We start from the raw sequence: 13,366 nt of genomic DNA, 5'->3' as shown, positions 1-13,366 counted from the left end.
GGTTGCGGATCGGTAACAGCCGTCTCTACTCTGGTCATTCGTCGGGCCGATAGCAGGTCCGCCCACCCCGGGCGGTAACGGACCGACACCGCCGAGTCGCTTCCGAGCGAACCGGGGACCCAGGTTTCTCGGGGTGAATCCGCACCTGCGGTAGGGCGCCCACTTCCCGCCCGAACCCGTCAGCTAACCCGGTAGGCGGTCAGGAAGAAGGAGTACGGAGCCCGGTGGCACACCATGCCCCGCGGCCGTCGTCCGAGCGGCCGGCGTCAGCCGGCCCGACGGCGACTGTGCCGCGCCCACGCTGGTCCCGTTTCACCACCGCCCTCGCCGCGCTGGTCGGCGTCGCCGTCGTTCTGACCGGCAGCGCCACGGCGGCCCACGCCGACCCGTCCGTCGCCGAGATCGAGCGCCAGATCGACGCCGACTGGAACAAGCTCGAACCGATCATCGAACGGCACAACGCCACGCGCGCCGACCTGGCCGGCAAGCGCAGGCAGGCCGACGCGCTGGCCGCCCGGATCACCCCGCTGGAGCGCCAGGTCGACGCCGCGATGGACAAGGTCAGCGCCCTGGCCGTCCGCGCCTACAAGGGCGAGAACGTCGCCACCGTCAACGCCGTCCTGGGCAGCCAGTCGCCCGGCGAGGTGGTCGGGCAGCTCGAGATGCTCGACCGGTTCGCGCACAACCAGCAGCAGGACGTACGCGAGGTCGCCGACCTGCGCGACGAGCTGGCCCGGCAGAAGGCGCCGCTGGACGAGATGGTCGCCCAGCTGACCGTCACCGAGGCCCAGCTGGCGGCGAAGAAGAAGCAGATCAACGAGGAGATCGACAAGCTGCAGAAGCTGCGCCTCAAGGTGTACGGCAACGGCGGCGGCGGCTCACTGCGTCCGGCGCCCTGCCCGGGCAGCTACCCCGGCGGTGCCGCCGGCGTGGCGGTCAAGTTCGCCTGCGCGCAGATCGGCAAGCCCTACGTGTGGGGCGCCGAGGGCCCGAACTCGTACGACTGCTCCGGGCTGATGCTGGCCGCCTGGGCCAAGGCCGGGGTGTCACTCCCGCACAACGCGGCCCAGCAGAGCCGGGTGACCAAGGACGTCAGCAGGGCCAACCTGCGCCCCGGTGACCTGGTCTTCTACTACAGCGACATCCACCACGTCGGCATGTACGTCGGCGGTGGCTGGGTGGTGCACGCCTCGCAGGCGGGCCAACCCGTGAAGATGAAGAAGGTCGACGACGGCCCGATCCACAGCTACGGCCGCCCCGGCTGAGCCTGAGATGTAAGGAAGGGGCCCTTCCTACCGCCTGCGGTAGAGAAAGGGCCCCTTTTTAACACACGACGAGTCGATTACCGGGTGGGCCAGGTGCGCCAGTGCTGCCAGGAGCGGCTCGGAGTCGGCCCGCGCTGCCCCTGGTACCGCGAGCCGTAGACCATCGAGCCGTACGGGTGCTCGGCCGGTGAGGAGAGTCGGAAGATGCAGAGCTGCCCGATCTTCATGCCCGGCCAGAGGGTGATCGGCAGGTTCGCCACATTGGACAGCTCCAGCGTCACGTGGCCGGAGAAGCCCGGGTCGATGAAGCCGGCGGTGGAGTGGGTGAGCAGCCCGAGTCGGCCCAGGCTCGACTTGCCCTCGAGTCGGCCCGCGAGCTGGTCGCCGAGCGAGATCACCTCCAGCGTCGAGGCGAGCACGAACTCCCCCGGGTGCAGCACGAACGGCTCGCCGTCGGGCACCTCGACCGCCGAGGTCAGGTCGTCCTGCTGCATGGCCGGGTCGATGTGTGTGTAGAGATGGTTGTTGAAGACCCGGAACAGCCGGTCGAGCCGTACGTCAATGCTGGACGGTTGGACCAGGGTGGGCTCGAACGGCTCCAGGCCCAGCGTGCCGGCCTTGATCTCGGAGACCAGGTCGCGGTCGGAGAGCAGCATCGGACCACCATAGCGGCGTCAGCGGCAACTACCGGATTCGGTGCCGGTGACCAGCGCGCCGAGGTCGCTGCTCGTACATTTGTTCGATAGAATGCTCGCATGGCTTCCTGGTCCGATTTCGCCGCCGACGAGCCCCGCCTCGCCGACGGGATCCGCGTTCTTCTTCAGCAGTACGGGCCGGGCTTCGGCTATCTGGCCACGGTCCGCGCCGACGGCGGTCCCCGGGTGCACCCGGTCTCCCCGGTGATCACCGACGAGGGTCTCTTCTGCTTCATCATCGACTCGCCCAAGCGCCGCGACCTCGAACGCGACGGCCGTTACGCGCTGCACTCGTTCCCACCGGAGGAGAGCGACGACGAGGCGTACGTGGCAGGTCACGCCCTGCCGGTGACCGATCCGGCCCGGGTGGCCCGGCTGGCGCAGACCGTCCGGGCCGCGCCGCAGGTCGACTGGCGGCTGTTCGAGTTCACGGTCGACGTGGCGATGCTGACCCACCGCGAGCAGCACGGCACCGGCGTTCCGGGTGGGTCGCTCGGCACGCCGGGCGGGCCCGCTGTCCAGGTCTGGCTCGACCCGCATGTTCCGCCCGCAGCGGCCGAGCCGGCCGCCGTCCCGCAGGCCCGTCCGGCCCGGCGCAGTCGTGAAGTTCAACGCACGGCCGCCTGACCCGGCGCTGGCGCTACGCGGGGGTACCTGGGTGCACGTGCTCGGTGACTCAGGTACAGTGGTCCCGCTTGCGGGTGTAGTTCAATGGCAGAACATCAGCTTCCCAAGCTGATAGTGAGGGTTCGATTCCCTTCACCCGCTCAGACAACGAAGGCCCAGGTCAGAGGACTTTTCCTGACGCTGGGCCTTCGCTATTTCTGATCACTGGTCGGGCGTCGTGCCCCCTGCGTGCCCCTCGCGATCAGCGTGCCCGTCCGTGCCCCCGGCCGCCGGGTCGGTGGCGCCCTGGTCGTCGACACCGGCCGTGTCCTTCGCCGTGGTGCCTCGCGAATCCTCCACGAGCTTGCTCAGCGCATCGGCGATCTTCCGATCCCGGCCCGCCGTCTTGTGTAGGTAGATCAGTGCGGCACGGGTGGTCGAGTGGCCCATTCGGTCCATCAGGTCCCGCAGAGTCGCGCCCGTCTCCGCTGCCCAGGTGTTCCCGGTGTGCCGCAGGTCGTGGAAGTGCAGGCCGGGAATGCCAGCCTCAGCGATGGCTTTGCGCCAGTGATCCTGGAAGTTGGACCGGCGCAGCGGCCCACCCTTCGGCCCGACGAACAGCAGCGCCTCCGGACCCTTCCCGGTGAAGTCCGCCAGGTGCCGCACCACGTCCGGCAGGAAGATCATCGGAAGGGTCACCACGCGCACGCTCGCGTCCGACTTCGGCGGACCGAACACCAGCTCTGCTGTGGGCAGCTCCACCACCGACCGCTCGACGACCACCGTTCCCTCCACCGTGTCGACATGCTTACGCGCCAGCGCGGCCAGCTCACCCCAGCGCAGCGAGTTGAAGCAGGCCAGCAGCACGAGCACCCGGTACCGCTCAGGCACCGCCCCGGCGATCGTGAACACCTGCTCGATCGTCGCCGTTGGCCGTTCCGGACTCTTCTCCAGGCCGGCACCCGGAATCTCGCAAGGGTTCTTCGTGATCAGCCGGTCGGAGACGGCCGTGTTCAGGATCGACCGCAGCAGTCGGTACGCCTTTGCCACCGTCACCGGTCCTACGCCCGCGTCGAGCAGGTCCCGCCGCCACTTACGCAGCCGAGGAGTGGTCACCTCGGTCAACGTCAGCTTGCCGAGCGCCGGAGCGATGTGCAGCCGGAGCAGGCCCTCGTACAGAACGACTGTCTTCGGCCGCAGCTTGGGCCGTTCCCGGATCCACGACTCGCCGTACTCGCGGAGGCCGACCTTGCCCGCCTCTGGGTCGAGCCAGTCACCGCGCGCGATCTCCGCTTCCTTTGCCGAAAGCCAGAGATCGGCCTCTCGCTTGCGTTCGAACGTCGTTGACGCCGGCCGCAGCACGCCATCCGGTCCGGGGTAGCGCACCTGGTAGCGCCCCGAAGGCAACTTGCGAACCCGGCCGAAGTGCCGCCTCTTCGCGGGCATTAGGCAGCCCTCCCGAGGTTGACCACCGATGTCATCGGCTTGACCCGACCCGCAGCAACGAACGCCGACAGCTCGGCCTGTTCGATTCGAACGTGAGCGCCGAGCTTCACGTATGCGATGCGCCGTTCCTCGATCAGGCGCCGGACGAACCGGGGAGAGGTCCGCAGTCGCTCTGCCGCCTCGTCGACCGTCAACAGGTTCTCCACGATGCTCATGCCTCCCCGGTGGTGGTGCCGTTGCCAGTTGCCGAAAGATCTGGTGTCGGCAGTTGGGCAGCCCTGTCCTTGGCCGCGAGGAGTTCGGAGCGCCACCGGGCGCGTTCGGAGATGGAGCGCATGAGCCGGTGGGCAAGGGGTGTCACGTCGGGGTCGTGTGGTCGGGCGAGTTCCCACGCGTGCCGGACCCGTTCGATGGTGGCGCCCTGGACGTGCTCGACCCCGGCAAGGTCGGTGGTGACGCCGAGGAGTGCTTTCACCCATGCGCGTGCGTCGTACTTGTGGTCCGCGAGGGTCTTGCCGGACCAGTCGCGGGAGACGAGGATGCGTCGGCCGCCGATGCCGAGGGTTTCCCGTTGGTGGACCTTGCCCTTGCAGCGGCCGGGCTTGAGCTTGGCGTGCGCCTTCTTTGGCTGGATGCCGTAGAGGAGCCAGTTGGGGCACCGGTCGGTGCAGGGTGTGATCTGGAGTTGGTGCCAGAGCCGGTCGAGGTGGCGTTGCTGCCGGTCGGTGGTGATCTTGTGGCAGTCGCCGGTGGCTTTGGTGATGTACTTCGTGACGTACCGGATGGTTCGTTCGGCGTCGGCGGTGCCGGGCATGACGCCGCGTGCGTCGACCTGGGCGCCGAACCGGACGACGTGTACGGGTTCGGCTTCTTCGTCCTGGTCGAGTGCGTCGAGGGCTTCGGTCCAGGTGGTCAGCGGTTGCCGGGTGTCCGGGTCGACCCAGGCCGAGGCTTGCTCGTCCCAGATCGGTAGTCGGTTGCGGTGGTAGAGCTGTACGTCCACGCTCGGCCACCACACCTGGTGGTACGTGGCCGCCGCCACGGTGCGGAGGGTGTCGCGCGGGATGGTGCCCCGGATGGCGAAGTGGGCGTGTGGGGCGAGGCGTCGTTGCGGCTCGACGCAGCCGGCGTACTGGACGTTCCAGCCCTCGCAGCGGCGGAGGTTCTGCCAGAACCGGTCGAGGAGTCGGGGGAAGTGGACCGCGTCCCAGGCTGCGCGGCGGTAGTCGTACCGGTCGGGGTTCACGGGGGTGCCGTCGGAGAGAACCGGGCCGTAGGAGTCGAGGGTGAGGGTCAGCCACATCGACGGCTGGTAGGTGCTGCCGTCCGGTGCCTTGTACGTCTTGCCGAGCGTGCGTGCTTCGACCTTGCGGCGGGGTAGCTCGGGTGCGTCCTGCCGCCGCCGGGTCGAGCGCTTCCGCCGAGGGCCGTTGTCTTCGTCGGCCTGGTCGTCACCGTCGACCCGATGCGGTGGTCCGACCCGGCCGCGTAGTCCTTCCGCCGCGATGGCCTCTTCCACCTCTTGGATTGCTTCGTCGAGGTCGGCGACCTGGTCCCATTGCGACGAGCGGACGGCTTCGTCCCGGGCGAACTCGAAGTGCGCCCGTAGCACGATCAGAGCCTTCTGTTCCTCCGTTGCCGGTTCCGGTGGAGGTAGGGGTTCGTCGGACCGGTGCCAGCCTTCCCGGATCTGTGCCTGCCGTAGCCGCCGGTTCTTCTTCGCGCACGGCGGGCACTTGTCCTCACGGGTCGCCCCGCACGGAAGGTCGATGACCTCGGTCAGTCCGGTGTCGAGGTCGGTTCGACGCATGGGGAGTGGCCGGATGCAGACGCCGTATTCGGTGGCGATGTCCCTGAGTACGTCGATGGAGCGAGGAAGCGCCATCCGGGCCGCCCGTGATCCGGGCCGGGGAGGTTCGGGAGTGGCCGGTTCGAGGCCGGGCAGGGTGGGGGCGGTCATCGGTTCATCCCGACGACGCCGGGTCGGGTCGGGTGTACGACGCCCAGCGGAGGCAGTACCGCCGAGGCCGCCGGGCGTGCCGGTGGAACGACGGGCGCGTAGACGACGGGTTCCCGTACCGGTTCGGGGTCGACCGCGACGGGCTCCGGTTCGGGTTCGTCGACGGCAGCCAGGCGCTCATCGTCGGCGACGGTGAGAGCAGCGGGAGCGCTGGACAGGACGACCTTGACCAGGGCGAGGAAGGCGAGGGACGGGACGGCGGCGACGATCCAGCCCCAGACGGTGGGTTCGGCTTCGGCGACCTGGGCTGCGAGTGAGAGCAGGGAGAAGGCGACGAGGAGGACGCCGACGAACCCGACCGGTCGACCGGTACGGCGCCGGGAGCGGATTTCCAGGCCGAGGTAGATGGCCATGAGTTCGACCGCTACGGCATTGGCCCAGCCGATCCAGTTGGGCTGGCCGTGAGCGACGGTCAGGTCATGTACGTGGGTGAACGCGGCAGCCCCGGCCATCCCGCCAATAGCGAGCAGGATCAGCACCTTGACCGCGTTCTCTGCGCGTTGGCGGATCATCGGTCACCCCCGCTGGGACGGGTGCGGATGGTGATGTGGATGCGGATACGTCGGCCGTTCATGTCCCGGCGCCGGAGGACCAGGTGAGCGATGCCCTGGAGTGCGGCGGCAGCCTGGTCGGGTGGGCCGACGAGCCGGATTCGCAGCGGCCGGCGCATGAGGTTGACCAGGTACGGGAGTCGGTTGAGGGGTGTCATGGCTGGTTACCTCCCGGCCGGTCGGATGGTGGTGTGGATGTGGTCGGGTGGGTCGCCGAGGGTTACGACGGCTTCGGAGAGGCAGCGCCAGAGGGTCCATGCCTCGTCGGCGGTGAGGTACATGCGTCGCCGGCCGCCGCCGACGGCGAGGTAAACGGGGTACGGGTCGGGCCGGTCGGGGTCGACGCGTACGGAGACGGCGGTGTCCGGGTCGGTGCCGTTGGGTGCGCGGAGCCGGTAGAAGCGCCGTGTGTTCGGGGTGGTGGTCACTGCCGCTCGCCTCCTCGGTTGTCGGTGTCGCGGTTGAGGAGGTTCAGCAAGGTGTCCGGGATCAGCGGCCCGGCCGCCGGTCGCCGGGGCAGCGGGACGCGGACAGGTTCGGTGGCGGTTTCCCGGCCGACCTGGGCGAGGATGTCCGCCGCGTCGGCGGGGGCCGGGTACTCCCGTGCCATGTCGCGGATCTGCTCGTCGGTCAGATAGGAGAAGCGGACCCGCATCGGTTCCGGGGTGCCGTCGAGGATGACGTAGCCGACACCCTTCGCCCAGCGAGGCATCTGATCGGCCAGCGCTCCCCGGTCGCGTGCGCCGTCGCCGAGGATCATGTCCACCTGGGATTCCTCGGTCAGGCCGAGCGCGATCCGGGTCGGGAACAGGTCCCGGAACGGCAGCACCTCTTTGCGTGGGTCCTGCAACGCGGCCACGACCAGGACCCCGACGCCGGCACCCTGCGACAGCAGCATCCCCAGCGAGGCCGCGATCCGCTTACGCAGTTCCGCGTCTTGCAGGTACGCGGTCAGCGCCGCCATCTCGTCGATGACGACCACGACCAAGGGGTCAGTCACGGTCGGGGTGTGCACCCGGACGTTGCCCGCCAGCCGGGTCTGTCGCTCGCGCATCATGGCTACGGCTTCGTCGAGCAGGTCGGCCATGGCTTCGAAGGACTTGCAGGCGAACCGGGCGAACATCGGCCGCCCGAGCGCGAACTCCATCCCGCCCTTCGGGTCGATCACCCACAGCCGGACCAGCCCGGAGGCGACCCCGCCAGCGAGGGACCGGACGAGGGACCAGAGCACCGAGCCCTTACCTCGTCGGGTGGCGCCGCCGACCAGGACGTGAGTGGCGAGCAGATGCAGGCACCAGGTCCGCAGGTCTTCCCGCCGGGCCAGCGGAAGCGCGCTGAAGTCCGGCACCGCAGGTACGGGGAACGGCGGCACGATCGTCCGCAGCGCGTCCGTACGCACCAGGACCAGGTAGACCACGGTCGGGCGGTCCCGGAACCGCATCCGGTCGACCAACCGCAGCAACCACGCCCACCGGCCGGTACGGGTCGGGGCATCGTCGGGCCGTTCCGAGTACACCCGTGCGTACCGTCGGCCGAACGCGTACGCCAGGTTCGCCGTGACCCGTTGGAAGTCGGTCGGGGTCTGGCCGCGCACCATCCGGATCGTCAGCACATCGAGGGCCGGGTCCGACCGCACCGACAGCAGCTCGGGCAGGACGGTCTGATGGTCGTACGTGTTGGCCAGCCCGCACAGCGTCATTGCCTCACGCCAGACCCGCCGGTAGACGAACGCCTGCCGGAACCGGCCGAGCAACGGACCCGCCAGCCACGTCCACCACGACGGTTCGTGCTTCCACCGCCACACCGCCGAGCCCGCGCCGGCCAGGACCAGCGGTACCAGCAGTCCGGACCAGCCGTAGTCGATGTAGACCGCGATGACGAAGCCGGTCGAGGTGGTGGCGATCGGGTGCCGCAGGCACCACCAGACCGCCTTACCGGTCCACCGGGCGAGCAGGCCGAGGATCACCGCCCAGACGGGCAGTTCGAACCGCTTCGGCCGGAACACCACGAAGTCACCGCCGGTGGTCATCACCACCTGGCCCCGAGGCCGCCGCCCGATCATCGGCCACCCCGCAGGGACACGAACCGGCCCGAGGCATCCCGAACTGGAGGCAGCGGCAGGACAAGTTGGTCGACGCAGAGCGGGCAACGGCCATCCGTGCCGCCGCTGGTCGGGTCGTAATTTGCCTGGCACACGCCGCACCGCACCCGCTTTTGGGCAGGCTGGCGCCTACGCTTGGACACGTTGGAACCTCTCCTCAGAAATGGGGGAAGGGGAAGACAGAGGGCGGGGCTGCCGTCCGCCAAGACCAGACAGCCCCGCCCGTACCTGATGCGGCTACGCCGCCGCCTTACCGCTGCTCACGCCCGCCGGAGCGCGCATCCCGGTCGCCCGCAGCGAATACGCCATCCGACCGTTGTTGGCCACGTACGGCGTGACCGTCATCCCGTCGAACTCCACCTGCTCGAAGTAGGCACCGGTCGGGGCTGCCGGCTGGTAGTCAGCCGAGATCTTCACCGTCGTCTCCCGCGACCGCTTCCCCAGCTCCGGGTCCAGGTCCATCACCTTCACCTGCCACACCCGCTGGCCGGTCACCTTGTCCTTCGCCGGGGACCGCCGGCCGGTCTTCTCGTCGTAGTCCTCCACCTCGCCCATCGACTCGGGCACCAACGCACACCCCGCCGGGAACACGTCCTCACACCGGACCGAGAACCTCGTTCCGCCCCTGAGAGCCATCTGCTCGAACCTCCACTGTCTGCCTGGCTATCCTGACTAGCCAAGCGGTGTGGATCAAAGGTAGGTCGGCTTGGCTAGCCATGTCAAGGGATAGATCGAAAACTTTCCTAGCTTGGCTAGTCAGCGGTATCGTCCGCGCATGAGTCTTGACCCCGACGACCCCCGGACACCGTCACAGCAGATCGCGGCAGCCCTGCGCGCCGAGATCAAGACCGGCAAGTTCGCCCCCGGCGAGAAGCTGCCCTCGCAACACGAGCTGGTCGAGCGGTTCAGCGTCGCCCGCGAAACGATCAAAGCCGCCCTCCGCAAGCTCCAGGAGGAACGGCTGATCGTCACCCGCCAGGGCAGCGGCACCTTCGTCCGCGCCAACACCGAACGCCCCGTCGGACTACGCCCACACGTCGAGCGCGCCTTCGAGGCCACCCACGTCACGATCGACTTCGCCGGCTTCTCCGGTGAAACGCTCTACAACGCGATCCAGGAAACTCTGGACAAGGTACGCATCGGCCGACTCACCCCCGAGTCGATCCGGCTCCGCATCCTCATCTCCGACATGACCGCCCCGATGGCGATCCCCTGCCGCGCCGAGGACCAGGCCGACGACCCCGCCATCCGCGCCCGCGCCCAACGGATCACCGACCGGTCGATCCACGCCGTCATCGACGCCGTCCAGGAACTCGCAGACCTGGACCTGGTCAAGAGCGCATCAACCGAGGTACGCGTCCACAACGCCGCCCCGCTGTTCAAGCTGTTCGTCATCAACGAGGAAGAAGCCTTCTTCGGCTTCTACCCCGTCGTCGAACACACCGTCACCATCGACGGCAAGCCGATGGCCATCTACGACGCCATGGGCAAGGACGCCATCCTCTTCCCGTTTACGCCCAGCGACGAGGACTCCTCCAACGACGCCCTCTACGTCGAGCAGGCCCGCGCCTGGTTCGACAGCATGTGGCGCACCATCGCCCGCGAGTACACGTCGTGAGCCGGACCAACCTGCGCACCATCGCCGACCGCACCCGCTACGTGCTGCTCGACTTCGACGGCCCCGTGTGCAGCATCTTCGCCAACTACCCCGCCGCCACCGTCGCGACCGAGCTGCGCCGCCTGCTCGTCGCCCAGGGCGTGACCATCCCCGAGCACATCCAGACCGAGACCGACCCGCTCGCCGTGCTCCGGTTCACCGCCACCCTGAACCAACCGACCATCACCCGCCGCATCGACGACGCGCTCCGAGCCGCAGAGGTCACCGCGGCTGCCACCGCCGAACCCACCCCGTACGCCCGCGAAGTCATCGTCACCGCCCACCAAACCGGCCGACGCGTCGCCATCGTCTCCAACAACTCCGCCGAAGCAGTACGCGCCTACCTCACCGCCCGACGCCTCACCGACTACATACACCCAATCATCGGCCGCACCCACGGCCAGCCAGACCAGATGAAGCCCAACCCGGCACCAGTCCTCGCCGCCATCCGCGAGCTACACGCCGACCCCGAGCAGTCCATCCTCGTCGGCGACTCCGAGAGCGACATCGAAGCCGCCCAGGCCGCCCGAGTCACCGCCATCGGATACGCCAACAAACGAGGCAAACGCACCCGCCTCGCCAAAGCCGAAGCCATCATCGGCAGCATGGCCGAACTCGCCACCGCACTCGCACACGAGGAGCTGTAGCTTTGCTGCGTTCTTGCAACCCACGACTGTGTCCACCACCGCCGAGGTAATTGCCATTCCGAGCGTTGAAACCCAGTCGACAAAAGTGGCGAGGTTCGATTTTCGCTTAGTTCGTTCCATTCCAGAGAAGCGTAGGCAGCATCAAACCCTGCTCCCAGAGTCCAAATTCCTTTCTAACATACAACTGACACAACTCCACCACCTTGTCGGCAGCCCCAAGTCTCACTAGCTGCCGATCTACCTCAACGCGCCCATGTAGCAACTTGCTCCCGAATCCCGAAGTGGATATCAACAATCCCTTACTCGCACCATTACTCACAACGACATCAACGAAATCGGAGTAGATCCTCCTTCCGGGCTTCGAAGTCTTCCAGTGCTTGACCTCGACGAGGTACGTCAGTTCGCGCTCATCAACGCGACAGGACAGAGCTAGATCGAATCCGCCATCTTGACTAGATCGGGTCAGTTCAGTACCGAATCCAAGGCCCTCGAATACCTCTCGGAGAATCCTCTCCAAGTCTCGCCATTCAAGCGAGAATAATTCGGTTGGAAATAGCGCTACTCGTCTAGCAACATCCCGCATCGCCTCACGAAGAATAAGTTCGACAGATATTCGAAGCGCTGGACCCACTGGTACCACCGCATCCGTGACTCCTTCACGAATCCGCGAAAGAGCTGCCGCAAGCACCTCCGTGTAAAAGCGCTTGAGTCTCGGCGCTCCTCTCGGCCTCCAAAGGATTCGCTCATCGTCGTCGAACTTCACGAGGTTATCCTCGGAATACCTCCATGATCTCCCGAGGGGTGGAACGTATCCGCGCAATGGATAAACGAGTCCCGGCAAATGCCGCGCACTGAATAGGTCCACCTGCCGGTAGGGACCCCGAGGGTCGTCGTCTAAGTTCCGATAGTAATCACGTGAAGGTATCGACCACGTGTCACTGGAAGCCTTCCTCGTTGACGTCCGACCGAGCGGAGAGTCGAGACCACCACTCGTATCGGACGAAGAATTTATCCGCCACTTCACGACCGACCCGACGCGCAAATCCACTGCTACTCCTTTCCGAGAAGATCGAATACGGTTCGAGTCAATCGACGCACGGAAAACGTCTAGCGAGGTAATCTGCAATCTGCCGACGCATAGTGGGGTGGATATCAAGTCCTCCTAACTTCTCGGGACGGAACCACGCGACCTCGCTCGCTTCCTCATTCGATGTCGGCACACCACCAATTGGACGTGCTAACAAAGTAACTTCATACTCCTGACGCACCTCACCGTCCGAGTACGCCACGATGTGGCCTGGGTCGGAGTAGACGCCCAGGATGCCAATCACCTCGACGTCGACGCCGGTCTCCTCGCGAGTCTCACGGATCGCGCATTCCGACGGGGTTTCGCCGATCTCCAGCTTGCCCATCGGCAGCGCCCACTGGCCGGTGTCGCGCCGCCGTTGAAGCAGGATCGCGCCCTGGTCGTCGACCGCTAAGACCCCGCACGCAGGTACGAGTGTGTTCGCCTTCGGCGCATCCGGATCGTTCCAGTACTCGATACGTCCCACGCTCAGACCTCCGTACCCAGCCACGGCATCGCGGTAGCCCACACCCGTTCGAAACTGCTCACGTAGTGATCGAACAGGCTGCCACCGTCGACCTTACGGAGATGGAACGTCGGATTGGCGCTGGCAGCCTCGCCGTACGCGTGTGGGTTCGTCAGGATCTCGTCGTCGTACCGGAACAGGCTGTTGTAGAGCGTGGTCGGGTGCAACCGGATCTCGCAGCCGTCCATCCCCGCGATCTCCCGGTAGTACGTCAGCGACGCTCGGATCTTCGCCGCGAGCGTGCCTCCCAGGCCCTCCTCCCGATCACGGACCGTCACCGCGTCGCTGTTCGGATCGCCAAAGCAGAGCCGCACCTGCACCCCGGTCGACAGGCGGTCAGCGAGCATCCGGGCGACACGTGGCTGTATCTGCGCGAAGAAGGTCCCGGAGAAGACCAGCACGTCCACCCGTTCCTGCGCCTCCGACAACAGCCGTAGCCACGTCTCACGCGGAACTGACGCCCGATCCGGGAACACCTCGATCAGCTCGGCCCGACTCGCCTCACCACGCTTGGCAGTGACCGAGGCAAGTACGTCAGGCCAGAGGTACGCCTCTTCCGCACCCAGCCGCCGCGCCGTCGCCCACCGATGACGCCGATGCGGGATTCGCCCAGAGGTGATCCACCGCTCGACCGTCTTCGGGTCGACGCCGCATTCACCGGCCAGGTCCTCAACAGCGACGCCCCGCCGCACCATCACCGTCCTCAGACGTTCATTCATATCTCCATTGGACGTTTTCCGGACGGGACGTTGCAAGACCGTCACAGGACGTATCGCGAAGGCCCTA

The 13,366-nt window shown here is 67.1% G+C and carries 16 protein-coding genes, 1 tRNA gene and 1 riboswitch; of the genes, 5 read left to right on the top strand and 12 right to left on the bottom strand.

All coding sequences use genetic code 11. From position 1 onward, the window contains the following. The first annotated feature begins 79 nt into the window (after positions 1-79). Positions 80-212: riboswitch (cyclic di-AMP (ydaO/yuaA leader) on the top strand. Positions 213-224: 12 nt separating this feature from the next. Next, complete coding sequence (locus ACFQGL_RS19480) at positions 225-1,265, top strand: C40 family peptidase (protein ID WP_377513604.1); 1,041 nt, start codon at positions 225-227, stop codon at positions 1,263-1,265. Positions 1,266-1,342: 77 nt separating this feature from the next. Here ACFQGL_RS19480 and dcd read toward each other — a convergent pair whose 3' ends face one another. After that, the gene (dcd, locus tag ACFQGL_RS19475; protein ID WP_377513603.1) at positions 1,343-1,921 is read right to left on the bottom strand and encodes a dCTP deaminase; all 579 of its coding nucleotides are present in this window, start codon (positions 1,919-1,921) and stop codon (positions 1,343-1,345) included. 99 nt (positions 1,922-2,020) lie between these two features. Between dcd and ACFQGL_RS19470 the strand changes: the two genes are divergently transcribed. Next, on the top strand, positions 2,021-2,587 hold the full coding sequence (locus ACFQGL_RS19470) for a pyridoxamine 5'-phosphate oxidase family protein (protein WP_377513602.1): 567 nt from the start codon (positions 2,021-2,023) through the stop codon (positions 2,585-2,587). Positions 2,588-2,657: 70 nt separating this feature from the next. Then, positions 2,658-2,728 (top strand) — tRNA-Gly (locus tag ACFQGL_RS19465). A gap of 60 nt (positions 2,729-2,788) precedes the next feature. Here the strand turns inward: ACFQGL_RS19465 and ACFQGL_RS19460 are convergent. The 8 genes from ACFQGL_RS19460 to ACFQGL_RS19425 all read right to left on the bottom strand — a co-directional run bounded on the left by ACFQGL_RS19460 (position 2,789) and on the right by ACFQGL_RS19425 (position 9,320). After that, positions 2,789-4,012, bottom strand: a complete 1,224-nt coding sequence (locus ACFQGL_RS19460; protein WP_377513601.1) for a tyrosine-type recombinase/integrase — start codon at positions 4,010-4,012, stop codon at positions 2,789-2,791. Beyond that, positions 4,012-4,227, bottom strand: coding sequence for a helix-turn-helix domain-containing protein (locus tag ACFQGL_RS19455; RefSeq protein WP_377513600.1), 216 nt, complete (start codon positions 4,225-4,227; stop codon positions 4,012-4,014). The genes ACFQGL_RS19460 and ACFQGL_RS19455 overlap by 1 nt, the downstream gene beginning before the upstream one ends. Beyond that, entirely contained in the window at positions 4,224-5,972 is a 1,749-nt protein-coding gene (locus ACFQGL_RS19450; RefSeq protein ID WP_377513599.1) for a replication initiator, read from the bottom strand. Before ACFQGL_RS19450 ends, ACFQGL_RS19455 begins: the two co-directional genes overlap by 4 nt. Continuing rightward, positions 5,969-6,544 carry a DUF2637 domain-containing protein gene (locus tag ACFQGL_RS19445; protein ID WP_377513598.1) on the bottom strand — a complete coding sequence of 192 codons (576 nt, stop codon included), beginning with the start codon at positions 6,542-6,544 and terminating at the stop codon, positions 5,969-5,971. The genes ACFQGL_RS19450 and ACFQGL_RS19445 overlap by 4 nt, the downstream gene beginning before the upstream one ends. Then, positions 6,541-6,741, bottom strand: a complete 201-nt coding sequence (locus ACFQGL_RS19440; RefSeq protein ID WP_377513597.1) for a hypothetical protein — start codon at positions 6,739-6,741, stop codon at positions 6,541-6,543. The genes ACFQGL_RS19445 and ACFQGL_RS19440 overlap by 4 nt, the downstream gene beginning before the upstream one ends. A 6-nt stretch (positions 6,742-6,747) precedes the next feature. Further along, entirely contained in the window at positions 6,748-7,011 is a 264-nt protein-coding gene (locus ACFQGL_RS19435) for a hypothetical protein (RefSeq protein ID WP_377513596.1), read from the bottom strand. After that, complete coding sequence (locus ACFQGL_RS19430; RefSeq protein WP_377513595.1) at positions 7,008-8,645, bottom strand: FtsK/SpoIIIE domain-containing protein; 1,638 nt, start codon at positions 8,643-8,645, stop codon at positions 7,008-7,010. Before ACFQGL_RS19430 ends, ACFQGL_RS19435 begins: the two co-directional genes overlap by 4 nt. A 276-nt stretch (positions 8,646-8,921) precedes the next feature. Beyond that, positions 8,922-9,320 carry a transcriptional regulator gene (locus ACFQGL_RS19425; RefSeq protein ID WP_377513594.1) on the bottom strand — a complete coding sequence of 133 codons (399 nt, stop codon included), beginning with the start codon at positions 9,318-9,320 and terminating at the stop codon, positions 8,922-8,924. A gap of 139 nt (positions 9,321-9,459) precedes the next feature. Here ACFQGL_RS19425 and ACFQGL_RS19420 point away from each other — a divergent pair, with 139 nt between their 5' ends. After that, positions 9,460-10,302, top strand: a complete 843-nt coding sequence (locus ACFQGL_RS19420; protein WP_377513593.1) for a GntR family transcriptional regulator — start codon at positions 9,460-9,462, stop codon at positions 10,300-10,302. Then, positions 10,299-10,988, top strand: a complete 690-nt coding sequence (locus ACFQGL_RS19415; protein ID WP_377513592.1) for an HAD family hydrolase — start codon at positions 10,299-10,301, stop codon at positions 10,986-10,988. Before ACFQGL_RS19420 ends, ACFQGL_RS19415 begins: the two co-directional genes overlap by 4 nt. A gap of 106 nt (positions 10,989-11,094) precedes the next feature. Here the strand turns inward: ACFQGL_RS19415 and ACFQGL_RS19410 are convergent, their stop codons facing one another. The 3 genes from ACFQGL_RS19410 to ACFQGL_RS19400 all read right to left on the bottom strand — a co-directional run bounded on the left by ACFQGL_RS19410 (position 11,095) and on the right by ACFQGL_RS19400 (position 13,299). Next, entirely contained in the window at positions 11,095-11,751 is a 657-nt protein-coding gene (locus ACFQGL_RS19410) for a restriction endonuclease (protein WP_377513591.1), read from the bottom strand. Between the two features lie 322 nt (positions 11,752-12,073). Then, positions 12,074-12,541, bottom strand: coding sequence for an NUDIX hydrolase (locus ACFQGL_RS19405; protein WP_377513590.1), 468 nt, complete (start codon positions 12,539-12,541; stop codon positions 12,074-12,076). A gap of 2 nt (positions 12,542-12,543) precedes the next feature. After that, positions 12,544-13,299, bottom strand: a complete 756-nt coding sequence (locus ACFQGL_RS19400; RefSeq protein ID WP_377513589.1) for an XRE family transcriptional regulator — start codon at positions 13,297-13,299, stop codon at positions 12,544-12,546. Between the last annotated feature and the right edge of the window lie 67 nt (positions 13,300-13,366).

The organism is Micromonospora vulcania (assembly GCF_042658605.1).
GTDB lineage: Bacteria > Actinomycetota > Actinomycetes > Mycobacteriales > Micromonosporaceae > Micromonospora > Micromonospora vulcania.
The sequence above is the reverse complement of the archived record's forward strand: the minus strand, read 5'-3'. Positions and strand labels throughout refer to the sequence as shown.